We start from the raw sequence: 24,471 nt of genomic DNA, 5'->3' as shown, positions 1-24,471 counted from the left end.
TTGGAAAAGGTTGTCCTATTCACATTTGCCAGTTTATTCCCAGATATATCGAACGAGGCAAACCAACAAAATAACGATAATTGCCAAAGGCGATATCCGCTCTTTCCGCATAATTTTTATTGGTCAGATTACGAATATTGATGCTTAGATCAATACTGTTACTCAGCGGGTAGCTTGTGTTGAGGTGCAATAAACTGTGGCCGGGATAAGTGGCGCTATTCTCCGGATCCAGATAATAACGCCCCAGATATTGCCATTGCAGCTGGGCACGGTAGTCCGTATCGGGTTGCCAGTTCAGGGCGAGTTGTCCCATCACTTTAGGGGCGGTGTCGATATCATTGCCATTGATGTCCTCACTGCTAATGCGAATAGAATTGGCATATTGATGACGGGCAAAGGTCGCGCTGCCTTGTAATAAAAGACTTTCGGTGAACCGGTAACTTGCGGTTAATTCAAGGCCCTTATGCCGGGTTTTACCGTTACTGATATTGTGCCGCTCGGTGTCCTGAAAAATAAAATGTTTCTTGCGCATCATAAACAGGCTGAGATCATAGGAAAAACCAGAGCCACCGCCGCGCAACCCTGCTTCCAGACTTGTCAATTGTTCGGCGTCTAAATCTGCACTTTGCTGGCCAGCCTGCAAACGAAAAAGCTCGGTTGTTTGTGGTGCCCGGAAGCCGCTGGATAGATTGGTATAAACATATTGATTAGCCCGCCATTGATGAACCAGACCTAATCGCGGTGACCAGTTCTGATAGCTCAGTTGAGTATCTGGCGGGCGATAAAAACGGCATTCGGCTATATCAGCACCACAAGCGCTGCCAACATCAAGCCGGTTGCGGTAGTCATAACGGGTATCATCAAAACGCAATCCGCCAGTTAAGCGGGTGGCACTGCCGAGTTGCCAGTCAAGTTGCAACCAGGGGGAGATTAACCGGCTGGTGACCTGATAGTTGTAATGTTGTCCTGGCGGAATTGCAGCGGAAAACGGTTGTGTCTGGGTCTCGGTTAACTCGCTGTCACTCCATTCAATATCCAATCCTGACCGCAATTTAAGTGATTGCCAGTTAACCTCGTACTGGCTCTGTAAGCCGGCACTCTGCTGCTGATTGTGTTCCACAGGTTGCCAGGGCAGCCAATGTTGGGAAAATGTCATATCACTATGTCTGAAATAAGGTGTCAGGCTAAAAGTCCGCTCATGTTCTGTCACCCAGGTCAAATGGCTGGATAAGCGTGTTGAGCTGGCATGTCGAAAGGCATCAGGGTTTGGGTTGCTACGTCTAACTTCTTCATTTTTATAGCTGTCTTTGCCCTGGATAAAACCGGCGCTATGCTGGTTAATATGGGTGCCAGTCAGCACTGTCTTAGCGCTAAAATCATCATGTTGCAGTTGATGAAGCAGGTTCAATTTTTGCTGTTCATATCCGGCATCTTGCTGATAGCCCGCATCTTTACTGACATTACCGTAAGCCATCCAGCCTTGATGATTATCATGTCGGGATAGGCTGAATTTCCCACGCTGATATTGATCTGGTCCCGTTTCTAGTCCGATATTTATTGGCGATTGGTTCAATATATCGGGAGACAGAATGTTGATCACACCATGTACCGCATTGGAGCCGTAAATACTGCTGCCCGGCCCACGAATAACCTCGATTTGTCCCGCTTGTTCGCTATTGATTTCAAATAGCTGGTTAGCATTGCAAAAGCCGGCAGGCCGGATTGGAATGCCATCTTCGGCAATCAAAAAGGCACCGCAACTGCCAGCGCCGGTGAGCACCGGCGAGCGGATCGCTATGAGACTTTCCTGTCCATTGCCGCGACTGATCCAGCTTCCGGCCACTTGTGATAGCAATTCATTGATATGGATAGCACGTTGCTGGTTTATATCCTGTGACGTTAGCACCGCAATGTTGGATGAAAGCTCGGTTATCGTCTGAGCTTGTCGATTACCCTTGACAATAATGGTTTCCCAGTCAGTTTGCTGAGCCTGCGGTGCGGCGCACCATATAAGCAGGCAAATTGTTATTATTCTGTGCATACAGCCGAATGGATTGATTATCGTGTTATTCAGTGTACACAAATTTACTCCGTACAGGCTCTGTTTCTATTGGTCGTATTTTTTAGTCAAATTAAAGTATTCACCTGATCAGTTAGTTGCTTACCCCAGGGCTAATCGTTAGGCTAGGTGATTGTTGTTTGTCGCAGGTAGTCGGAACCGGTAATGCTGGAGCTTAACAATATATGTAAATCGTTCATTAATGGCGCAGAGCAGGTACATGCATTGCAGGATGTATCGCTGAAAATTAATGAAAATGAGTTTGTCGCCTTTATGGGCAGTTCCGGCTCGGGGAAATCCACTTTAATGAATATTCTGGGTTGCCTGGATACGCCCAACAGTGGTCAGTATTTGCTGGATAATCAGGACGTTGCCAAGCTGGATGATGACACACTGTCGAGCATCCGCAATAAGCATATCGGCTTTATTTTTCAAACTTTTCACCTGTTGCCCAAGCTGGATGCCATTGGCAATGTTAAATTGCCCCTGCGTTATACCGATGTAAGTGATGAGCAGGCAACAGAGCGCGCCATTGCATTATTAAAGAAGGTTGGTTTGGGACATCGTATGCAACATAAACCGTTTGAAATGTCGGGCGGTCAGCGACAGCGCGTTGCCATCGCCCGGGCACTGATCAACGAACCCACAGTGGTGTTGGCTGATGAGCCTACCGGTAATCTGGATAGTAAAACGTCGGTGGAAATTATGGCGTTGCTGAAGGATTTACATCAACAGGGACAGACCATTGTAATGGTGACTCATGAAGACGATATTGCTGCACATGCACAGCGTGTGGTGATGATGCGGGATGGCAAAATACTGGATCTGGATTATGCGATTACTCAGTAAACTCGGCGGGTTGTTATTGGCTACTGGCGTATTTTCCAGCGCCAGTTTTGCAGCTGATCAAAAAGATAGCTTGTTGCTCACCGGTGTGGTGAGTTCAGCCAAAAGCCAAATTGTCACCGCACCACGCACCGATCGCTGGCAAGTACAAATTCAATGGCTAGCTGAAGAAGGTAAAGTGGTACAAAAGGGCGATCTGATCACCGTATTTGATGGTGGCGGGATTCAGTCCCAACTGGAGCAGAATGAAGAATCGCTGGAAACGCAGAAGTTACAACTGGTTAAAACCGAGATGGATTTAAATCAATCGGTAGTTGAAGCCGAAGGTAAACTCAAACTGGCTGTTATCACGGTTAAAAAAACGCGGATCGAGGCGAATATTCCCGATGGTGAAGTGAGTAATTACGAGAAGGGCAAATATCAGATTGCCTATGAACGGGCGCTGATGGAAAAAATCAAGGCTGAGGAAGAACTTAAGCTGGCGCAAGCTGCACGCGACGTCGGTATTCAAAAGCAAAAAATTGAAATAATCAAATTGCAGGAAAATATCGACTATCAGCGCAGCCAGCTAGACAAGCTCAGTGTGGTAGCAGAAGTGTCCGGCCCGGTTACCCATATGATGCATCCGTGGAATTCACAAAAAATTGCCGCCGGAACCAATGTGGAAGCAAGCTGGAAAGTGTTGGCAGTACAGGCGCAGTCATCCTATCAGGTTTCAACCTGGGTGCATGAAATCGATGCGGTTAAACTGGTGCCTGACGATGTCTCGCTTACACTGACTCTGGATGCTTATCCAGATGAGCATTACCCCGGGCATATTATTAATATGAGCAGTCAGGCAGAACAAAAACAGCAATGGAGTGATAGTGCCTATTATCACCTCGAAATCGGTTTTGATGCCAAGCTGAAACATCCGATTTTCCCCGGCATGAGCGTGCGGGTCCATGTTGATCCTCAAGGTTCGCAGACGGCTATAAACAAGACTGTCCAGGAGGGTAACTAATGTTGTTATTTAACACTAAGCTGATTCGCTGGACGGGATGCTGTCTTATCGCTTGCGTACTTGGCGCTTGCGATAGTGAAAGTTCATCCAGCATCTCACAAGACATTCCACCCATTACCGCGTCTGCAGAGCTGGTTTCGTTAAAAACCGCCACTATTGGCCCTCCTAATGTCCGACGTATGTGGCAGTACAAAATTGAAAGCATGGCGGCCGAAAATACCGAAGTAAAAAAAGGTGACGTTATTCTGGTATTTGATGGCCAAAAACTAAAAACCGATTTGATTGGCCGGGAAAGTGAATTAAACGCCGAGATTAAGAAAGCCGAAAATCAGGCTCTGAACGATGAAGCCAAGCAACATGATTTAGTCTTGGCCTTGGCCGAGGCAGAAATGAACTACAACATCGCCAAGCGTAAAGCCGATATTACCGACCTGTCACGTTCAAAAATAGAAAAAGACAAACAGCAGGCCGACTATGAATTTAATGCCGAAAAGCTGGCGCAAGCCAAACAGCGTCTGGCTCATCATAAAAAAGCCAGAGAAATTAACCGTAAAGTCAGTCAGGGTAAAATCAATACTATGCGTAGCCGCGCAAATTCGATTCGTCGTGATATAGAAAAGCTGACAATCAGGGCGCCGAAAGACGGTCTGGTAATGTATGTTAACTGGAATGATGAAAAGCCGGCAGTGGGCGAGACGGTATTTATGGGGCGCAGCTTGTTGACGCTTCCGTCGTTAGATGAAGTGGCGATTAAAGTGGAATTTGATGAGCCGGATACAGCCAAACTGAAACGCGGCCAGCCAGTCAAAGTGGTATTTGAGGCCTATCCTGAAAAAGCTTTTTTGGGCAAGGTCGCCGAACTGGCTGAGGCCTACCATCCCAAATCGGTGAATAATCCCAAAGTGGTATTTGACGCGCTGGTTGACTTAAACGGCGGTGGGCCTGCTGAAATGCGTCCTGGTATGCAAGCTAAAGTGGAGGTCTTATGACCAACAATATACTGCTATTGTCAGTTATGGCTGGCGCACTGTTAACCGGTTGTTCCGAGCCGCCTCAAATTACAGTGCCAACTTATGAGGTTGAACAACGCGAGTTTGAAATTGTTATCCCGGCCTTTGGAGAACTGGAAGCCGCAGAAGCGACCAATATTGCTTCACCCGGCCGGCGACCCATGACTATCGCCTGGTTGGCCGAGGAAAACCAGCGGGTTAAAAAAGGGCAGGTTGTGGCCCGTTTTGATCCCGAGCAGTTGGCGTTGGATAGCCGCAAGGAAGAATTGGCGATGATGTTGCTGGACAAGGATATGCGCCAGAAAAATGCCGAACGTAACAAGCAGGAAAATGAACTTAATTCCGAGGAAGTGCTGATCGGTAAAGAATTTGATTTTGTTGATACCTTCGCAATTGATGATCTGCGTTTGTATTCCAAACTGGAAATTATCGATACCTTGTCGAATAAAGAGTACCTTGGCGTCAAGGACGAGTTTATTGACTGGAAACAGGAAAGTATTGAGGAGCAAAATCAAAGCGCCCTTGACGTGTTGAGTATCCGCAAGCGCGGTCATGCAGCCAAATATCAGCAGCACGAAGATGCCCTGTCCAGACTTGAGGTCGTAGCCCCTTACGACGGGTTGTTGGTGTACGAAAAGAACTGGCGAGGTGATAAAGCCAGTGTTGGTCAAACGGTTTTTCCCGGCAGTACCATTGCCAAAATTCCCAATCTGGAACGCATGCAGGCCAAGATTTATGTACTGGATAAAGACGCAATTGGGTTGGAGCAGGGGCAACCGGTCACGTTGACCATGGAAGCCTATCCGGATCAGTTGTTACATGGAGAGCTGGCCAGCGTGTCGGGTTTTTCACGTACCATAAAACGCGGTAATCCGACCAAATACTTTGAATTGGTGGTTGATTTACCTGAAAAAAATGACCTGATGCAGCCGGGGCAAAAAGTCATCGCGCATATTCAGGTCAAGCCACCCGAGCCCAAAGTGATTATTCCGTTACAAGCTATCTTCAATCAGCAGAATGACAATTTTGTGTATCTACAACAGGGCACGGATTTTGTGCGTCAAAATGTCACCACCGACCGTAAGAACTTGTATTTTGTGGAAATTGTTGATGGCTTAAATGTAGGTGATGCCATCGCATTAAGTGAACCCGTGATTAGCAGCGCGGAGAATGACAAGTCATGATTGGCCGATTTTTTCCATTAATCATTGATGCGTTGGAAGAAATGGCAGCGCATAAACTACGTACGTTACTGACCTTGCTGGGGATGATTTTCGGGGTTGGAGCCGTCATCGCTATGTTGAATATTGGCGAAGGAGCGGAACGTCAGGCGTTAAAAATGATTGATTCGATGGGGCTCAGGAACCTGATTATCGAATCCAAGGTGTTTGCCAACGAAGAGCTGAATGAAATTCGTCAGGAATCACTCGGCTTGACTCTGGCGGATGTGGAAGCGGCTGCCAGCACTTTACCTTTTGTGGTGGATCACAGCGCCGAACGCCGGGTGAAGACCCAATCTGTGTACAGCAGTGACGGCAAGGCCGATGTCAATCTGGTCGGCGTGACGGCCAATCATTTCAGCTTGTCCAATATGCATACCGAGCAGGGGCGCACCCTGACAGATGAAGATGACAAAGCTGTCGCACAGGTGGCGGTGTTAGGTTCCAGCGCGGCTAAACAGCTGTTTCCTGACGGCAATGCGCTGGGAAAATACGTTAAAGTCAATCATCTTTGGGTACAGGTTGTGGGAGTATTAGCTGCGCCCTATATGGCTAAAGATGAATTTCAGGGCGTCAAGATTGGCGGTGACAGTACGCGTATTTTTGTGCCTCTGAGCACCAGTTTGAAGAAACTTAACAGTAATGCGCTGGCCAGTGAACTGGATATGATTAAACTGAAAATATCCGATGACGTCGATCCTATGATAGCGGCCAAGGGGGTTTCCCAGTTGTTCAAGCTGCGCCACGGCGAGGCGGAAGATTATCAGATGATTATTCCGGCAGCATTATTGGCCCAACAAAAGCAAACCCAGCAAATTTTTAATATCGTGATGGCCTGTGTGGCCGGTATTTCCTTGCTAGTCGGTGGTATTGGTATTATGAATATTATGCTCGCCAATGTACTCGAGCGGACCAAAGAAATTGGATTATTACGTGCGGTGGGGGCCACTCAGCAAGATATCAAACTACAGTTTATTGCCGAGAGTTTTACGATCTCGGTATTAGGTGGTTTGCTGGGGATTGTATTTGGACTGGCGTTGTCTGAAATTATCGGCTTTTATTCCGGCTGGGCGGTGAGCTGGTCAATGGTGGCGATATTCCTGTCATTAACTATTTGTATGGCGGTGGGTGTCGGTTTTGGTGTATTCCCCGCTATCAAAGCCTCGCAGCTTAACCCGATTGAAGCCCTGCATAGTGATTGATTAAACCAAAAGGATGAAGACGCAATGACAGATAAACAACAATCCAGTCAGGGATTCTGGTCGCGACTTCATCAGCAAATCGATCATTTGTATAACGGTTCAAGCTCGCGTGCGCGAAATTTCCGTTGGGCGCTGCTGGCGTTTGACGCGATAACTATCGCTTATTTTGTCGCAGCTTCGTTTGTTCATCATGGTGATGACTGGCGTGTAATAGAGATAGCGATTGGGGTTGTTTATTTGCTAGAGCTGATAGCGCGTCTGTCGATTAGTAACAAGCCCATCCGCGATATTTTTCACCCGGTAGGGTTAGCGGATCTGATCGTTATTTTTTCGTTGCTGGCGCCCTCGCTGGCGCAAAATTTCAGTTTTCTTCGTATCGCCCGCTCATTACGGTTGCTGCGCTCTTACCACATGATCAAAAGCTTGCGTAAGCAGTCCAATTTTGTACGTAAATACGAAGATGTGATTTTTAGTGTGGTTAACTTGCTGGTGTTTATTTTTGTGATTACTGCGGTAGTTTATGTCAGTCAGAAGAGCAGTAATCCGGCGATAAATGATTATGTTGATGCGCTGTATTTTACCATCGCGACCCTGACCACCACAGGTTTTGGCGATATTACCTTGATCGGTACCAGTGGACACATTCTGGCAGTGTTGATCATGATCTTTGGCATTTCGTTGTTTCTGCGTTTACTCCAGACCATATTCAGACCTGGCAAGATTCGCCATGAATGTCCCTCTTGTGGTTTAAACCGTCATGATAGCGATGCCGTTCATTGCAAACATTGTGGCGAAGTGCTGCATATTACCACTGAAGGCACGGATTAATCCGCCAGGAGAGCAAGTGAACAATACTCGGGTATTATTTTTATCTCATGGTGGTGGACCCATGCCTTTACTGGCAGATCCGGGACATCAGCAAATGGTGGATTGTCTTAAGTCTATCGCCAGGGAAATCAGTAAACCCTCCGCCATCGTTGTTATCAGCGCTCATTGGGAAGAGCCGGTTGCGACGGTGACATCAGGGAAAATGCCGCGATTAATCTATGACTATGGCGGCTTCCCGGAAGAATCCTACCATATCAACTACCCCTGTCCCGGCGACCCGCAGCTAGCCAGTCTTGTTCAGGCACAACTGGAACATCAAGGGATAGCCTGTCAATTGGATGCGCAACGGGGTTTTGACCATGGTATGTTTGTACCGCTTAAAATTATGTATCCCGAAGCGGATATTCCCTGTGTTCAACTTTCTTTACTTAACAGCCTGGATGCCGAACAACATCTGAACATCGGCTCGGCACTAAAAAAGTTGAATTATGACAATCTGTTGATCATCGGTTCCGGTTTTTCGTTTCATAATATGCGAGCGTTTTTCACACCTGATAACGCTGAGTCGCGCGCAATGAATGACGCATTTGAACAGTGGTTAATCGAAACCTGTAGCAGTGCGAACTTGTCTGAGCAGCAAAGAAGGCAACGCCTGGTTGACTGGGAAAACGCCCCAGCTGCCCGTTTTTGTCATCCCAGAGAGGAACATCTGTTACCTCTACATGTATGCTGCGGTGTGACGGGCACTTACTGTTCCCGAGTCTATCAGCTGCAAATCATCAATAAGCAAGCCAGTATGTATCTTTGGTAGCGAAGTCCACATAGCAAAAACCAACAGAGCCTGCAGAAACTGGCATTTTAATTGCTGAAGCCTAACCTAGCCATTGTAACCGGATGAGTTAAGCCCATGTTTATTAGCAATCAGTCTTATACCACGCCTACATCTGCTGCAAATAGCTCGGCGTCCAGCCAATCTCAGGCCTCTGCAACCCGGCAAAAAGATGCCGAAACGGTGGCAGATTCTGACCAGAATAAAGCTGCGGATGACAAAGTGTTTCTCAGTGAAGCATTCGAACAGATGCTGGCCAACCGAATTGGGTTGGACAAAGAAAAAATGGACGAACTAAAAGACAAGATAGAACAGCTGGAGAAGCTGGAAAACCCGACCGAACAGCAAAAAAAGCAACTGGAAATGCTCACTACCCAGTTGGAGGAAATGGTGCGTGAAGCGGCGGAGCGGGCAGCTGAAAAGCTGGATAACAGCGGCTATGCTGAACAAAATAATAAATTGCTGGCATACCAGCAGATTGAATCCCTGTCTAAAGCTAAAAATTGGCATGTCTAGACAGGGATAGTTACGACCTCGGTTACCAGTATTTAAGTTCGGTAGATTTGCCCCTAAAAATCCAGTATGACAAGCCGGTGTAGGCCAGAATAACCGGAAAAACGATAGCCACACCATAGAATACGAACATCAAGGATTCGCTGGCGCTGGCCGATTCAATTGCGGTCAATCGGTTAGGCACGACATAGGGAAAGTAACTGTAGGCCAATCCCAATAAACTCAGTACAAATAATGATGCGGCACCCGTAAAGGGGATCCAGCAGCCAAAGTCGCTGGCATGCGGAACACGGCGTAAATAGCGATCGACTACCACGACCAGCACAATACACATCAAGGGTACGGGTAACAGCAAAATTGCTTCTGGCAGGGTAAACCAGCGAGCCGCTACCGATTCATTGATCATTGGATTGGTTATGCAAATAGCGCCGATGCCAATGGCGGCCAGCCAGCCACCTCGACGTCCCCATTTGGCCGCATATTTCTGTACTTCACCTTCAGTTTTCAGCACCAGCCAGGCGCCGCCAATATAGGCATAGGCCGCTGTAACGCCAGCGGCACTGAGCAGTGCAAATCCGTAAGCATGCAAACTGTGCTCGAAACCCATCACGTACATGCCCAGGCTATATCCCTGGGTCAGGGCAGTGGTGATGGAACCCAGTTTAAATAGTCTGTCCCATCGGTTTTGCAGCCTGGTAATGGCCTTGGCCCTAAAATCAAACGCCACCCCGCGCAAAATAAGGGCGACCAGCATTAACGCGATTGGAATATACAGTTCTTTAAGTACCAGGCTATAAGCCGTAGGAAAGGCGATGAGCAATATGCCGATGGCCAGCACTAGCCAGGTTTCGTTAGCGTCCCAAAATGGGCCGATGGAGGCAATCATCTTGTCGCGTTGTTCGCGGCTATCCATAGGTAACAATATACCTACGCCGAGATCATAGCCGTCCAGCATGGCGTAAATCAGCACCGATAGTCCCATCAAGGCTAGAAATATTGTCGGAAGATTACTTTCGATCATGCCGGATTTTCCTCTTTGTCGTCCAATTCCGCGTTTACGGTTTTATCTTGCACACTATTGAGATCTTCAAATTCATCGACGTCGACGGATTTTCTGGCCATATAAAATACCGTCTGTAAATAAGCCAACATCAGCACCGCATACAGGATGAGATACATGGCCAACGAGAAACCGACATTCGCCGGGGCGATGGGGGTAACGGCATCGGCGGTTTTAAGTACGCCGGACACCAGATAGGGTTGACGACCGACCTCGGTAACATACCAACCGGCCAATGTTGCTATCCAGCCAGAGAAGGACATCCCCACCAACACTTTCAGCATGAGTTTGGACGGGTAACGTCGGCGCAAGATACCGAAGCCGACAAACCAGCTAATCGCCAACATTAACAAGCCCATACCAATCATGACCCGGAAGCTGAAAAATACCGGTTTAACCGGCGGATGCTCCGGAAATTCTTCCAGTCCTTTGACTTCGCCATCCAGTTTATGGGTCAGGATCAAACTGGCCATTTTAGGAACTGCGATTTCAAAGTGGTTTTGTTTGGCCTGTTCATCGGGCCAGGCAAATAATAATAACGGCAAGCCTTTTTCGGTCTTCCAGGCCCCTTCCATGGCTGCCACTTTTTGCGGTTGGTGTTCAAGGGTATTTAAACCGTGCATATCGCCCGCCATAATCTGGATCGGGATAAGAATCGCCGCAGCATAAATACTGATCCTTAACGCCACTTTGGGCGCCCTTTTGTTATCGCCTTTAAGGAGCCGATAAGCCGAAATACCGGCAATCAAAAAACTGGCGGTTAAACCGGATGCAATCATCATATGAGCCAGCCGATAAGGCATGGACGGATTGAAAATAATCTGCCACCAGTCGGTGGGATGGGCAACGCCATCAATCATTTCAAAGCCTGTTGGAGTGTGCATCCAGGAATTGAGGGCGATTATCCAGAATGCCGATATACTGGTTCCCACGGCTACTAAAAAAGTTGCCAGAGTATGAAGCCAGCCGGGTAAGCGTTGAATACCGAATAGCATGGCACCCAGGAAAGTCGCTTCGAGGAAAAAAGCGGACAGTACTTCGTATCCCAGCAATGGACCGGCAATATTGCCGACTTTTTCCATAAAACCCGGCCAATTGGTACCAAACTGGAATGACATGGTAATCCCGGTGACCACGCCCAGGGCAAAAGTTAATGCGAATATTTTTACCCAAAAGCGATATATTCGCATCCACACCGGATGACCGGAAATATCATGGCGAACCTTGAAATAAAACAGGAACCAGCCAAGTGCAATAGTAATGGTGGGGAACAGAATGTGAAAACTGATATTGGCAGCGAACTGGATCCGCGACAATATTAAGGTATCTAGCATCAGATACTCCTGAGGGTTAAATTGAAATTTTGTCGGGTCAACGCTGTAGGCATTAACCCAGAATCTTGTTAAGCCAGAACCTTTTTAGTCCGTGCTTTTTTCACCAAGCAGGCGTTCTTTCATATCCAGTACTTTGCCAACGCCGGAGCCGAGTTTTAGCAAGGTTTTAAGCTGTTCCGGCTTCATGCGTTGCATATCGTCAAACCAGCCACCAAACATTTCCAGCAGGTTATGAATGTCATGCATTTGTGTCCGGGTATATTCGCTGATGTCATTGTTTTCATTGGCAATCAACTGGCTACGTAATAAGGACAGTGTAGGATCCATTTCCCGTTTTCGCCGTTCCACCATCACCTGCATCGCCAAGTCCCAGATACTGCCATTAGGTTTAAAATAATCTTTGCGATCGCCAGGGAGTGACTGAGTACGAATTAGCTGCCAGCTTTGTAATTCTTTGATGCCCATACTTACGTTTCCGCGTGAAATACCTAAGGTCGCGGCAATCTGATCCGCATTAAGTGGTTCTTCGGTAAACACAATCAGGGCAAACATCTGGCCCACAGTGCGGTTAAACCCCCAACGGCTGCCCATTTCACCAAAGTGCATGACACAGGATTCGAGTTCGGCAGATAAAGGCATAAATACTCTTTTATTTGAATTTTCAGAAATTTCTGAAAGTATAGAATTTAAGCGTGGTTGGGTCAAACACATTTTGATATTGGAAGTATGGGACTGTTTTGAGTTTCCAAAGAAGTGCCCAGAAGCGTGAAACTCTTTGCAAATAAAGGCTGTATAGGTGTTTTAGGTGAAAAAAACGCCATTAATGTCGGGTCATAAATTCTTGACCCAATTATGTTTCATTTAAGAAACGGAGCTTAAACATTTAGCACGATAGTCTTAAGTTACTATCTATAGCAGGCACGATACTATGATCCAGTTTTGCCCTATGGCAGCTTAGAGCGAATTATAGTCTTTCACACCCTGAGTAATCTAGGCAGGGCTTTTCTTATCCCTTTTAGAATATTGCTCCATCCAATTCGTTCTTTCCAAAGTCTCCAGTCAACAAAAACCTTGTAGCAGTCAATATGGTCAGTTTTGAATAACTCTAATTTGTGCGTTACTGGCTCCCCACTGTTATAGTCGGTAATAATTACTAGCCTTCTCAAGTTGGGAGTTTTTTGCACCGGATTGGTTTCATCATTCTCTTGCTGAGCTTGTTGTTTTTGATTACTGTTTGATTTATAAATATTTTTTGAAACTCTATTAGTGTGTCGATACATAAATCCCCCCTACCTTACAAGGTAGACGAGCTTGCAAGGTCGCGCTAATACACTGTTATGTGTCAGGAGAGATCATGCGAAAAATAATCATCGGAATAATTCTAATGCTACCGTTTGTGGCTAACGCTGCTGAAGTGGTCTTCGAAGGTTATCCAGTCAAGAAAATAGAAACAAATGAAAACTCATCCAATACAAGCCTATTAACCAAGGCTCAAAGCTCCGAAAACAAAGTCACTATCGTTAAAGAAGGCGACAACTATTACTGGGCTACAAGAGGTAATCTTCAAGTTGTTCCTATGCAGTCAGGTTTCTATGTTACCTATCTTGCAGTCAACGGCGCAGGTTATGTCCGCACCCTTGCACCTGAAGCTCGCAACATATTTAGGCAAATGCCAGCCGAGGAGCAAGCAAAGCAGTTTTTGTACTTTGAGCACCTTGTCCATCAAATGGGGTCAATAACTTACTATGGCAGGTAAAACACATAACAAGGTGGTGTTGTTCACCGCGCAAAAATCGCGCGGCTGGGACAGCCTACACGCCGCTTCGCTTTGTTTCGGCTGCCCCAAACCACGGCGTTACCGATGGTCCGCTTCTGGCACATTACCGACTTTGGTTTTATCTAGCGACTTCACTTTCCCGAAAAAACGCGGGTTTGTCGAATGGCCGAACATGGATGTTCGGACAAGGCCAATGCTTTACACGGACGTTACCTTTGGCCATTTCGATATTAAAGCCGGTGTTTTATTCGGATCAAGAAAGTTTGTGTCGCGAAGCACCTTTACTCCGGGCATCCTGCCCTGCGCCTTGGGGCCGCACTAAAGTGCGTTCAAATTATTTCCAGAAAAATTTGTCGCCTATTTGGGTCTTTCCACCAATTCATCGGGAATGAATTGGAACAGCTTTAGCTGATCCGAAGGACGAAGCACATGGATGTGCGCAGTAAATAGGGTTGCGCCCCATGGGACCGGGCGTGAAAAAAGGCATGGATGCCGTCGGCGTAGCCGATAAAACATTCACCCTTCGACTGCTCCGCGCTCAGGCCGAACGGATTATGGCGTTGGCGCAGCCAATCATCTTTCTTGGATTACGGCTTTATTCAACTGGTAGTGGGCAGATTTGCCTTTGGTCAACCGGAACAGCCTATTCAAAAGGAATTGCTTCGCTCATTAACCATTTATCATTGCGATCCGCAAATAACCTTTGAGTGTTACATTGGTGCAAAGAGTGAGGCAGTTTTTGCCGATTTCGGGATCCCCACTCAATATACACAGTCGGAAATACGTTATTGGGTAAGATATGGAGATACCGGATCTTCACCGATAATTTTTCGTCTCGCAGACAAACGGGTCCAGTCCATCGAGATTAATATGTTTATAGATTAATCCGAGCATTCTTTTGTATTCCATCATGGTTGGTTAACAAGGGTAAATAGATGGATATCCGTTGTTGCGTCAGTGACAAAAATGTAGTGCTATAGTCATTCAGTTTCAATGTCGAGATCGATTCAGCACAAGATGAAGTTTATGCAGTTAGTTGTGTCTCCAGTTCGCTTGCCAGGATAGGGTGATGATTAGTTTTAATCATTTGGCCTCTGTACTTGATGCCTTGCCCGATCCCTGTTTTATCCTGTCCCGCAGTGGCAAGTACGTCGCCGTGTTCGGTGGTAAAGATTCCCGTTACTACCATGATGGTAGTGGCCTTGTCGGTTTAAAGATCAGTGATTTGATTCGTGCTGACAAGGCCGACTGGTTTCTGCAAAAAATAGATGCGGCGTTGCAAAGCCGAAAATTATTAATTGAGGAATACGAATTAAGTAATAGCGATGTAAAAGGTTTGCCTGATGAAGGGCCGGATAAACCGATTTGGTTTGAGGGGCGGATCCAGGCACTGGATTTTCTGGTTGAGGATGAAGAAGTAGTGCTGTGGGTGGCCAGTAATATTTCGGAGCGCCATGAGCTGGAAAGCCGATTACGTACCCTTAGTGATACTGATCAACTGACGAACTTGTATAATCGCCGCCGGATGGAAAGGGATTTAACCCTTCAATATCAAAGCTTTGTGCGTCATTCCACGGAAACTTCTGTGCTGATGCTTGATCTCGACAATCTTAAACAGATTAACGACACATTGGGCCACCACGTTGGTGATAAAGTGATTCTTGCCATTGCCGATATTTGTCGTTCACAACTTAGGCAAACTGATATTGCCTGCCGGTTTGGTGGCGATGAGTTTGTGATTGCCTTACCCAATATCGAAATTGAGCACGCCGGGCAATTCGCTGCCCGATTGTGCGAGTGCATTAAAATGGAGCTCGCATCATTTTCTGAGGACGGGATTGAAGCCACCGTCAGTATTGGCGTAACAACTTTTGTGCCGCAAGATCAGAGTTACGAAGATGCGTTAAAACGCGTGGATAACGCGTTATATCAGGCTAAACGCAAAGGCAAAAATACTGTTGTTTGTGCTTAGTTTGGCACTGGGTGAAGCGCAACTTATTTCCTGTTTTGGCGTTTGCGCTGTGCCGAGCGTTCGTTGCGTTTTTCAATTCGTATCTGCTTGGCGTCTTTTTTATCCGGAGTCAGTGAGCCGTCTTTAAAGCGCTGTTTGCGTTCTGCATCCTTGCTGGCTTTGACCGCAGCTTGTCGCTCCATTTCTGCTTCTTCCTGTTCCACCATATCCGGTGATTCCAGGGTTATTCTGCCTATTTTGCCTAGCCTGAATTCATTGATCAGCACTTCACAAATTTTATGCAGGTTAACTCGTCCGCCGGCCATAATCGCCCCACGGCTTTTAGCGGCCAGTTCCAGGAACTCGATTTCGGTATCAGGAATGTCATCGAGTTTAAAGCGCTGTTTCAGCAAGTCAGGATAGGCTTTAATCAGATAGTCGGCGGCAAAAAAGCCCATATCGTCAAATTCTGCTGCGGTATTTTTGATTGCGCCAGTGACCGCCAGACGATAACTGCTGTTGGCGTTTTCTACCTTGGGCCATAAAATGCCGGGCGTATCGAATAATACAATACCGCTGCCCAAGTTAATCCGTTGTTGCGCTTTGGTGACGGCGGGTTCGTTGCCGGTTTTAGCTATGATCCGTCCGGCTAAATGGTTAATTAGGGTGGATTTACCCACATTGGGGATACCGCAAATCATCGCGTTAATGGTTTTTATGCCAGCGTCTTTTTCAGGCAGCATTTTACGGCACAAATCCAGCAACTGCTTAATTTTGCCCGGTTCCTCTATGCTGGTGGTAAAGGTCTTGACGTTTTTTTGTTGCTCCAGATAAGCCTGCCAGGCCAGTGTCGCATCGGGGTCGGCCAAATCGGTTTTATTCAGAATTTTGATACAGGGCTTGTCACCGCGAATTTTGGCAATAGCCGGATTTTCGCTGGAGTAGGGGATGCGGGCGTCCAGAACTTCGATCAGTAAATCGACCTGTGGAAGTAACTGTTTGATTTCTTTTTGGGCCTTGTGCATATGGCCCGGATACCAGTGGATGGACATTAAATAACGCCTGAAAAATGCAATGCGGCTATTGTACTGGAATTTAGCAGCGTCGTCGCCGGCAGCTAATCTCGCTAGTCGCTGTAGTCGTCCTGATTGATCTGATATTCAATCGCTTCTTTGAGAATTTCCGGCTCCATATCCAGTCCGATGGCATGCTCGCCGCTCCAGTTTACCCCGACCAGTAATTCGTCATTGGCCAGCCCTGGTAGCCATTTGGTGCTAAACATTTCCCAGGATATTTCGAATACTTCAAAGCCAGCGTAGGCTTTAGCATTATCGACAATATCCTGGGCCTTATCCGCACTTGACCAGAATGGCATGGTTTTAATCCCGCCATCACCCGTTGGAGTGGGAATTCCTGCACTGTCTTTAATACACCATATCTTGCCTGTTCTGGCGACTTCCTTACAAAAAGCATGTGCTTCCGATACCGACTGACTCATAATGTTCCTTAATAATGGATAACTCATTATTTAATAATGATAATTATCCCATTTTTTGCCAGAAAAAATAGCTGTCGATAACAAAAGGTAACAAAGATAAACAGATCCTGCAGATGACAACGTATAAAACGGAGAACAAAAGTTCGACAAATCCTTTTGTCGTAATGAATCGTTTAGAAACTGGCCCCCAGCCATAGCCAGATTTTATCCGTATCCACCTTGCCGGCAGGGGCGTCTCCCGCTGAATAACGGGCTAGCTTTGTACCGGCAGAAAAGTGATCGTCCAGTTTTTTGCTAAACAGTGCGTTGATTTCATTACCTAAGTCATCAACAGTACTGGAAGCTTTATCGGCACTAAAATCATGGTAAATCAGATTCCATTGGCCACCCATCACTTTGCCCCCTATTGATGCATAGACATCGTTGAGTCCGACTGTGGGGGTGGATAGAAATTGGTCGCTCCAGCCATTAAATTTGTGCAAGGTCGCCAAGGGCGTGGCAAAACCGTATTGCCCCTTATCCGAGCCTAATGATTCGTAACCCAGTTTAATATCCACCACCGCTAGATTGATTCCGGCTTCTGCAGCCAGATAATCAGCCGAAAAAGAGGAGGCACCGTTGTCGGCATCCTGAGAGGCATATTCGAATCGATAATTGACACTAGTCTCATTCCATTGAGATTGTCCGGCAAAACTCGCACCCCAGGTATCGAGACCGTTGTCGCTGCCATTATCGGCCTCCAGTAAATAGGCGTAGCCGGTCAGTGTTCCAATTGGGGTGATGTAGGCTGCGTTAAGCAGATGATCGCTAGCATCAATATCCTTTTGTTCGGCAAAAATGCGGTTACGTTGTGTCACGTAAGCGTAAGTGAGTTTCAGCTCTTTGAGCGGTTGATATATGGCTGAAACGGCGTCAAAGGTTTGTTTGTCCTGACGCCAGCCCACATGACCGACAAAACGTTGACCATCCAGTGCAATGACCTGGCGGCCTAACTTAACCCTAAAGTCTGCATTTATATATTGCAGAAAGGCTTGATCCAGTTCGGTGGTTTCAGGATCGGCTATCACCGAATAGTCAGACTTGCTGCCATTGCCATTATTGTAATTATCCAGTCCAAGCACACTGCGGCTGTCTTCGAGTTCAAACACGGCAGAAAAACCATTGTAACTGCCGGTGATAAAATTAAACCGGGTGCGTAATGTCAGGGCGTCGGCATCTTTAAGGGCATTGTCCTGGTCAACTGATTCGTAACGCAAACGCATATCTATTTTGGCATGGGTGTCGGTGAATATATCGTTAACGCTTTCCGCCATAGGCGCAGCGCTAAAAGTACTGCAAAACAGGCTGGCCAAGCTTATGGTTATCGTTTTTTGCTGTAATTTGGTGTGTTGCATGTTGTGTTATTCCATAAGTGTGTTGAGTGTTAAATTGCTTTATTAGTGTGTGCCGCAACTGGTGTTGCGGCTTTGTTAGGTTTTTCGATGGGTTCGATTTTGCGTTGCTTTTCATACAAAAAGCGCAAAACGGAGGAGCGTAAACGGTTGTATTCCTTATCTTCGGCCAGCGCCAGCCGATCGCGTGGGCGCTCAAGATTAACCGCTAATATTTCGCCAATGGTGGCGGCTGGACCATTGGTCATCATCACCACCCGGTCAGAAAGCAAAACGGCTTCGTCCACATCGTGGGTGATCATAATCACTGTATTGTTCAGTTCAGCCTGGATCTCCATTAGCGAGTCCTGCATATGGGCACGGGTCAGGGCATCCAGCGCACCAAAGGGTTCGTCCATTAGCAAAATTTCAGGCTGCATCGCCAATGCGCGGGCAATACCAACACGCTGTTTCATCCCACCGGATATTTCATCTGGGCGTTTGTGCATGGCATGATCCATATGCACCAGTTTTAAATTGTGCTCAATCCAGTCTTTTGTTTCAGCTTTGGACTTGCGTCGCCCAAATACCTGTTTTACCGCCAGTTCCACATTCTGGTAGGCGCTAAGCCAGGGCAGCAACGAATGATTCTGAAACACCACGGCGCGCTCTGGGCCGGGTTGGGTGACTTCCCGATCACCGAGAATGATGCCACCCCCGCTCGCCTGATATAAACCGGCGACAATATTCAATACAGTGGATTTGCCACAGCCCGAATGACCGATGAGCGAGATAAACTCACCTTTATTGATTTTAAGATCTACGTCCTGCAGCGCGACAAACTCACCTTTAGCTGTAGGGAATGTCATATCGATATGGCTAATATCCAGTAAAATACTCATGAGTGTTTCTCCTGTTATACAACTAAAGCATGGTGGCGGATTTGTCCCAGCTAACCCGCCGTTGCAGTATCAACATGGCCCGATCAAGCAGATAGCCGATAAAACCGATGACCACCACAGCTGCCATAATGCGCGCCAAAGAATCGGAACTGCCGTTCTGGAATTCGTCCCAAACAAATTTTCCGAGTCCCGGATTTTGCGCCAGCATTTCGGCAGCGATCAGCACCATCCAGGCGACTCCGAGTGATAAACGCATGCCGGTAAAAATGGCTGGAATTGAGGCTGGCAGAACGATTTTCTGTACATGTTTAAGCGCAGGTAAGCGTAATACCCGGCTGACGTTGACCAGATCCTGATCGAGTGAGGCGACTCCGATGGAGGTATTGATCATCATGGGCCATAAACTGCACAGACTGACAGTAATCATCGAGTTAACAAAAGATTTGGGGATTGCCGGATCGTCGGAGACATACAAGGCACTGACGACCATGGTTACCAACGGCAGCCAGGCCAGCGGCGATACTGGTTTAAATATCTGGATAATCGGGTTAACTGCTGCATATAAACGGCGGCTGAGCCCCAGCATTATGCCCAATGGAATAGCGATAACCGCGGCGGTGACAAAGCCGCACATCACCGTAACCAGACTGGTACCGATTTGATCCAGAAAGGTTTTCTTGCCGGTATATTGCCTTATTTTAGGTTCATAGCCTGGATCGGCGGCGATGCGTTGCTGGTTGCGCTGTTCCTGCCGTTGATAAAATGCGGCGGCCTTTTGTCGCTCCTGCCGATGATCCTGATACAACGCCTGAAATTGGTTCATCACTGCACTTGGGCCGGGAAATTGGCCCAGTGATGTATCAATATTCTGCGCCGCTATGGACCATAAAAATAAAAACAGACTGATTCCGGCAATGGGAGCCAGTAGCGATTTCATCAGTTCTAAAGCATGGTTTTTAATCTGATGCGACAGCGCGTCTGGCAGAGTTAGCCGGGTTGTTAAGTTGGCGATGCTGGTCATAATAAGCTCCTAATCGATGACGGGTGGCAAGCTAAAGCTTGTCACCCTGTTTTAAACCGATGCTGAACTGGTTGATGTAGTCGTTGGGCTTATGGCCGTCATAGGTCAAATTGTCGATAAAATGGGTCTGGGGAGGGCGAAAACCGTCTTCATGGGCAAAGTCCGGAAACTCTGACGCGTCGATCAATTTGTCGTCAATCAGTGATTGAGCCGCGGCCGCGTAGATATCCGGACGATAAACGCTTTTGGCCATCTCCTTGTACCATTGGTCGCTTTTATCTTGCGGGATTTGTCCCCAGCGACGCATTTGGGTCAGATACCAGATGGCATCCGAATAATAGGGATAAGTGGCGTTGTAGCGGAAAAATACGTTGAAGTCGGGTACGTCACGCTTGTCACCTTTTTCATATTCAAAGGTGCCGGTCATGCTATTGGCTATCACTTCATAATCTGCACCTACATAATTGGACTGAGACAATATCTTGACCGCGGCCGGGCGATTGGCGTTGTTGTTGTCATCCAGCCACTTGGCTGCGCGGATCAGTGCGCGTGTGAGTCGCAGCGTGGTATTGGGATATTTTTCCGCGAACTCGGCGGTTATCCCAAAGACTTTCTCGGGATTATTTTTCCAAATTTCGTAATCGGTCACTACAGGCACGCCGATTCCTTTAAAGACGGCCTGCTGATTCCAGGGTTCGCCGACGCAATAACCGTGGATTGTTCCAGCTTCCATGGTGGACGGCATTTGTGGTGGCGGGGTAACCGACAAAAGCACATCGGCATTCAGTTGACCGGTGGTATCCGACTTGTGTGGAGCATAGAAACCCGGATTGATTCCGCCTGCGGCCAGCCAGTAGCGTAATTCGTAGTTATGGGTGGACACCGGAAATACCATGCCCATCTTGAATGCTTTACCTTCGGCTTTGTACTTATCTATCACCGGTTTGAGTGCTTCGGCTTTAATCGGGTGCACTGGCTTGCCGTCTGCCTGCTTGGGGATATTAGCTTTCATCTGTTGCCAGATTTCGTTGGATACGGTGATGCCGTTGCCATTGAGGTCCATTGAAAAAGGCGTAATGATGTGCGCTTTAGTGCCAAATCCCATTGTTGCCGCTATGGGTTGGCCTGCCAACATATGCGCGCCATCCAGCCGTCCGTCTATTACCCCGTCGAGCAGAACTTTCCAGTTTGCCTGAGCTTTAATGTTGACATACAGGCCTTCATCCTCGAAGTAGCCGTTTTCATAGGCAATGGCGATAGGCGCCATATCGGTGAGTTTGATAAAGCCGAATGTAAGCTCTTCTTTTTCCGGATAACCTATTTCAGCTTTGGCGATTCTGACGGATAGAGTCGCAGTGATAAAGCTGACAACTGCGATGAGTTTTATCGTTTTTGCCCAATTCATTTTTTGTTCCTCTTGTTGCTTGAGTGCAAATTTTTTGCAAAAAAAAACGCTCATCAGCTTATTTCCCGCAAAGGGAAAACAAGATAATGAGCGCCATTGCTCTGACATGTCTGGAAGCATCCAGAGTATGTTTTATCGCTGCATCATTGCAGCTGTTGTTATAAAAGGTTTTCTTTCGCCGTTGAAAGCTAACCGGAATATGTTCTTACGGATTTTAAATAGCAGTTATTGTGCCAAAGTATTAACATTATGATTTATAAGTAATATTTTAAATTCCAGTCTAGAAAGCTCTAAAATGAGCAAGACCTTTGTGCACCATAAGGTTGAAAACTGCACCAATTTAAACAGCTGAAAATAGGGCTTCTAATATTCATTGAGCAAGCTGAATACATCGATAATTTGCCCGGCTACAGTGGCGATTGGTATGCCTTTATCCATTGCCATTTTGCGCATTAGCTTATAGGCATCGGCTTCATTAAGCTGTTTCTGTTGCATCAGCAGCCCTTTGGCGCGTTCCAGAATTTTGCGGTTTGCCAATTCTTCCCTGGTTTTACACAGCTCATTTTTTAAGTTTTGATATTCGATAAAACGGAAATAAGCCACATTAATAATGCTCTTTAAACGTTGTGGCTGGATTTCATCCACAATAAACGCGCTCACTCCGGCCTTGATGGTGCGCTGGATAAAGTTCGGCATGTCGTATTCGGAAAACATCACAATCGGCAATGGGTGGGTGTCGTTAATGCGTTTTAATTGCTCAATGGTCGCCATATCCGGATAGTCGATAGCCAACACCAGCACATCGGGAAGGTGCAGGGTGACGTTGCTGGACAAATGTTGGGTATCCTGCAACTGGCTTAAAATTGTGAAGCCGAAATCTTCCAAACCTTGTTTCAGTATGGAATTATCGGTTGACGACAATTCAACCAGTACAATGGAGTTAGGTTGCCAGTTGTCTGCTTCATTTTGCAAAAGGGCGTCCGCTTGATGTGACATTTTCCATGCAGATTAATTGTTTAGATAAAATACAGGCAAGGGTTACGCCATTCATACTAATTCATTATTAAACAAATAGTTACAATATGTTAATGGTGTTATAAATTCATTGTTGCACCATAATTAAAGGCGCTGGAATTGAACAGCACTAATACAGTGCACAAGCAATAAGTTCGAGCAAGCTGTTGATGAGCAAAGATATAATCCGTTGCTACAGCATTTTCCAACGGTCTTGAAAATGTGACGAACGCGATTGAAGCGCAACGATTTCCCGGCGATTATAACGATTAATTCCTACCAGCAGAGACGTACTTGTGCAAAACCTAATAGCAGAACTTTACCAGAACCAGTCCCGCCAGGTTTATGCGACGTTAGTCAGACTATTGGGTAATTTTGAACTGGCAGAAGAAGCGTTACATGACGCCTTTCGAGCGGCGTTGGAAAAGTGGCCACAACAGGGCGTGCCAGAAAAACCGGTACCCTGGTTGATTTCTGCCGGTCGCTTTAAGGCCATCGATCGACTCAGGCGTGAATCCCGCTACACCTCGATTGAAAATCAGCCCGAGATATTTGACGAACATGACGATATTGGCCCTGAAATCAGTCTGCACAACGAACAGAATATTGAAGATGATCAACTCAGGCTGATTTTTACCTGTTGTCATCCGGCGTTAGCTCAAAACGTGCAAATTGCATTGACGTTGCGTGAAGTTTGCGGATTGACTACCGAGCAAATTGCCCAGGCGTTTTTAATTCCGGCGCCCACTTTGGCCCAACGCATAGTGCGAGCCAAAAATAAAATCCGTGATGCCAATATTCCCTATCAAATCCCCGAAAAACATCAACTGCCGGAACGGATGGAGGCAGTACTCAGAGTTATCTATCTGGTATACAACGAAGGTTATTCCGCGTCTTCAGGCGAACAAATACAAAAACGGCATTTGACCGTGGAAGCCATTCGATTGGCTGAAAGCCTGAAAAAGCTGCTGCCAGATTGTGCGGTGAATGGATTGCTGGCGTTAATGCTGTTGAATGATTCCCGCCAAGCCGCTCGTATCAAAGCCAATGGTGATCTGGTGCCGCTGGAAGAACAGCAGCGCAATTTATGGGACAAGGAGCTGATCCGGCAAGGTTGCCAGTTGGTCACCGATGCACTGGAAGCCGGTGAACTGACCACTTATTCCCTGCAAGCTGCGATATCGGCGGTACATGCTGAAGCCAGTGACTTTGCTAGCACGGACTGGTCACAAATTGTCGGTTTATACGAGGCCTTACTCAGGATGGAAAATAATCCGGTTATCCGGCTCAATCAGGTGGTGGCCATCGCCATGCGCGATGGTGCAGGGATAGGGTTACAACAGCTGGACAAATTATTGGCTGACAAGCAATTGCAATCCTATCACTTAAGTTATGCGGTGCAGGCCGATTTACTGCGTCGTGAAAATCGTTTTGCCGATGCCATGACTGCCTACCAAAAAGCCCTATCGTTAACCGAACAGCTTCCTGAACAACGCTTTTTACAACAACGTATCGACCAAGTAAGCAGCAAAATCAGTCCCGACTGAAATTACAAATTTGCTGTGATTGAAAAATAAATAATTATCTATGTCGATTGGCGAGGGACGAGTTCGACTAGTCATTAAATTC

25 protein-coding genes are annotated in these 24,471 nt (G+C 46.9%); 13 read left to right on the top strand and 12 right to left on the bottom strand.

Going from position 1 to position 24,471, the window contains the following annotated elements; genetic code table 11:
- Nucleotides 1–19: 19 nt before the first annotated feature.
- Nucleotides 20–2,041: a TonB-dependent receptor gene (locus tag V1467_RS15945; RefSeq protein WP_416305959.1), complete on the bottom strand. Its 2,022-nt coding sequence runs from the start codon at nt 2,039–2,041 to the stop codon at nt 20–22.
- A gap of 183 nt (nt 2,042–2,224) precedes the next feature.
- On the opposite strand from V1467_RS15945, the gene V1467_RS15940 reads away from it, so the two are divergent.
- From V1467_RS15940 to V1467_RS15905, 8 genes are all read left to right on the top strand, one after another.
- Nucleotides 2,225–2,908 carry an ABC transporter ATP-binding protein gene (locus V1467_RS15940; RefSeq protein ID WP_416305958.1) on the top strand — a complete coding sequence of 228 codons (684 nt, stop codon included), beginning with the start codon at nt 2,225–2,227 and terminating at the stop codon, nt 2,906–2,908.
- Nucleotides 2,892–3,908 (top strand): HlyD family secretion protein, encoded by a 1,017-nt coding sequence (locus V1467_RS15935; RefSeq protein ID WP_416305957.1) that lies wholly within the window; start codon nt 2,892–2,894, stop codon nt 3,906–3,908. The genes V1467_RS15940 and V1467_RS15935 overlap by 17 nt, the downstream gene beginning before the upstream one ends.
- Nucleotides 3,908–4,897: an HlyD family secretion protein gene (locus V1467_RS15930; RefSeq protein ID WP_416305956.1), complete on the top strand. Its 990-nt coding sequence runs from the start codon at nt 3,908–3,910 to the stop codon at nt 4,895–4,897. Before V1467_RS15935 ends, V1467_RS15930 begins: the two co-directional genes overlap by 1 nt.
- On the top strand, nt 4,894–6,102 hold the full coding sequence (locus V1467_RS15925; protein WP_416305955.1) for an efflux RND transporter periplasmic adaptor subunit: 1,209 nt from the start codon (nt 4,894–4,896) through the stop codon (nt 6,100–6,102). The genes V1467_RS15930 and V1467_RS15925 overlap by 4 nt, the downstream gene beginning before the upstream one ends.
- Nucleotides 6,099–7,340, top strand: coding sequence for an ABC transporter permease (locus tag V1467_RS15920; RefSeq protein ID WP_416305954.1), 1,242 nt, complete (start codon nt 6,099–6,101; stop codon nt 7,338–7,340). Before V1467_RS15925 ends, V1467_RS15920 begins: the two co-directional genes overlap by 4 nt.
- Nucleotides 7,341–7,364: 24 nt before the next feature.
- Nucleotides 7,365–8,168, top strand: a complete 804-nt coding sequence (locus V1467_RS15915) for an ion channel (protein ID WP_416305953.1) — start codon at nt 7,365–7,367, stop codon at nt 8,166–8,168.
- A gap of 16 nt (nt 8,169–8,184) precedes the next feature.
- Nucleotides 8,185–8,979, top strand: a complete 795-nt coding sequence (locus tag V1467_RS15910; protein ID WP_416305952.1) for a DODA-type extradiol aromatic ring-opening family dioxygenase — start codon at nt 8,185–8,187, stop codon at nt 8,977–8,979.
- 96 nt (nt 8,980–9,075) lie between these two features.
- Nucleotides 9,076–9,513 (top strand): hypothetical protein, encoded by a 438-nt coding sequence (locus V1467_RS15905; RefSeq protein ID WP_416305951.1) that lies wholly within the window; start codon nt 9,076–9,078, stop codon nt 9,511–9,513.
- Nucleotides 9,514–9,535: 22 nt separating this feature from the next.
- On the opposite strand, the gene V1467_RS15900 is transcribed toward V1467_RS15905, so the two are convergent.
- The 4 genes from V1467_RS15900 to V1467_RS15885 form a co-directional block, all read right to left on the bottom strand.
- Nucleotides 9,536–10,531, bottom strand: a complete 996-nt coding sequence (locus V1467_RS15900; protein WP_416305950.1) for a cytochrome d ubiquinol oxidase subunit II — start codon at nt 10,529–10,531, stop codon at nt 9,536–9,538.
- Nucleotides 10,528–11,904: a cytochrome ubiquinol oxidase subunit I gene (locus tag V1467_RS15895; protein ID WP_416305949.1), complete on the bottom strand. Its 1,377-nt coding sequence runs from the start codon at nt 11,902–11,904 to the stop codon at nt 10,528–10,530. Before V1467_RS15895 ends, V1467_RS15900 begins: the two co-directional genes overlap by 4 nt.
- Nucleotides 11,905–11,988: 84 nt before the next feature.
- Nucleotides 11,989–12,543, bottom strand: a complete 555-nt coding sequence (locus V1467_RS15890) for a GbsR/MarR family transcriptional regulator (protein WP_416305948.1) — start codon at nt 12,541–12,543, stop codon at nt 11,989–11,991.
- A 335-nt stretch (nt 12,544–12,878) separates the two neighbouring features.
- Nucleotides 12,879–13,184 (bottom strand): hypothetical protein, encoded by a 306-nt coding sequence (locus V1467_RS15885; RefSeq protein WP_416305947.1) that lies wholly within the window; start codon nt 13,182–13,184, stop codon nt 12,879–12,881.
- 74 nt (nt 13,185–13,258) lie between these two features.
- Between V1467_RS15885 and V1467_RS15880 the strand changes: the two genes are divergently transcribed.
- The 4 genes from V1467_RS15880 to V1467_RS15865 all read left to right on the top strand — a co-directional run bounded on the left by V1467_RS15880 (nt 13,259) and on the right by V1467_RS15865 (nt 15,653).
- The gene (locus V1467_RS15880) at nt 13,259–13,660 is read left to right on the top strand and encodes a hypothetical protein (RefSeq protein ID WP_416305946.1); all 402 of its coding nucleotides are present in this window, start codon (nt 13,259–13,261) and stop codon (nt 13,658–13,660) included.
- Entirely contained in the window at nt 13,650–14,003 is a 354-nt protein-coding gene (locus V1467_RS15875; protein WP_416305945.1) for a hypothetical protein, read from the top strand. Before V1467_RS15880 ends, V1467_RS15875 begins: the two co-directional genes overlap by 11 nt.
- A 151-nt stretch (nt 14,004–14,154) precedes the next feature.
- Nucleotides 14,155–14,388 (top strand): hypothetical protein, encoded by a 234-nt coding sequence (locus V1467_RS15870; protein ID WP_416305944.1) that lies wholly within the window; start codon nt 14,155–14,157, stop codon nt 14,386–14,388.
- 362 nt (nt 14,389–14,750) lie between these two features.
- Complete coding sequence (locus tag V1467_RS15865) at nt 14,751–15,653, top strand: GGDEF domain-containing protein (RefSeq protein WP_416305943.1); 903 nt, start codon at nt 14,751–14,753, stop codon at nt 15,651–15,653.
- Between the two features lie 23 nt (nt 15,654–15,676).
- Here V1467_RS15865 and ylqF read toward each other — a convergent pair whose 3' ends face one another.
- From ylqF to V1467_RS15830, 7 genes are all read right to left on the bottom strand, one after another.
- Nucleotides 15,677–16,684, bottom strand: a complete 1,008-nt coding sequence (ylqF, locus tag V1467_RS15860) for a ribosome biogenesis GTPase YlqF (protein ID WP_416305942.1) — start codon at nt 16,682–16,684, stop codon at nt 15,677–15,679.
- 74 nt (nt 16,685–16,758) lie between these two features.
- Entirely contained in the window at nt 16,759–17,130 is a 372-nt protein-coding gene (locus V1467_RS15855) for a DUF2750 domain-containing protein (protein ID WP_416305941.1), read from the bottom strand.
- Nucleotides 17,131–17,303: 173 nt separating this feature from the next.
- Entirely contained in the window at nt 17,304–18,524 is a 1,221-nt protein-coding gene (locus V1467_RS15850) for an alginate export family protein (RefSeq protein ID WP_416305940.1), read from the bottom strand.
- A 29-nt stretch (nt 18,525–18,553) separates the two neighbouring features.
- Nucleotides 18,554–19,402: an ABC transporter ATP-binding protein gene (locus tag V1467_RS15845; RefSeq protein ID WP_416305939.1), complete on the bottom strand. Its 849-nt coding sequence runs from the start codon at nt 19,400–19,402 to the stop codon at nt 18,554–18,556.
- A 22-nt stretch (nt 19,403–19,424) separates the two neighbouring features.
- Nucleotides 19,425–20,339, bottom strand: coding sequence for an ABC transporter permease (locus tag V1467_RS15840; RefSeq protein WP_416308718.1), 915 nt, complete (start codon nt 20,337–20,339; stop codon nt 19,425–19,427).
- 115 nt (nt 20,340–20,454) lie between these two features.
- Complete coding sequence (locus tag V1467_RS15835; protein ID WP_416305938.1) at nt 20,455–21,828, bottom strand: CmpA/NrtA family ABC transporter substrate-binding protein; 1,374 nt, start codon at nt 21,826–21,828, stop codon at nt 20,455–20,457.
- Between the two features lie 363 nt (nt 21,829–22,191).
- A complete protein-coding gene (locus tag V1467_RS15830; RefSeq protein ID WP_416305937.1) occupies nt 22,192–22,824 on the bottom strand; it encodes an ANTAR domain-containing response regulator in 633 nt (210 codons plus the stop codon).
- A gap of 314 nt (nt 22,825–23,138) precedes the next feature.
- Here V1467_RS15830 and V1467_RS15825 point away from each other — a divergent pair, with 314 nt between their 5' ends.
- Nucleotides 23,139–24,389 (top strand): RNA polymerase sigma factor, encoded by a 1,251-nt coding sequence (locus tag V1467_RS15825; RefSeq protein ID WP_416305936.1) that lies wholly within the window; start codon nt 23,139–23,141, stop codon nt 24,387–24,389.
- The last annotated feature ends 82 nt before the right edge of the window (nt 24,390–24,471 follow it).

The organism is Neptunicella plasticusilytica, assembly GCF_047922965.1.
Taxonomy (GTDB): Bacteria; Pseudomonadota; Gammaproteobacteria; order Enterobacterales; family Alteromonadaceae; genus Neptunicella; species Neptunicella plasticusilytica.
This window is presented reverse-complemented; position numbering and strand designations above follow the sequence as displayed.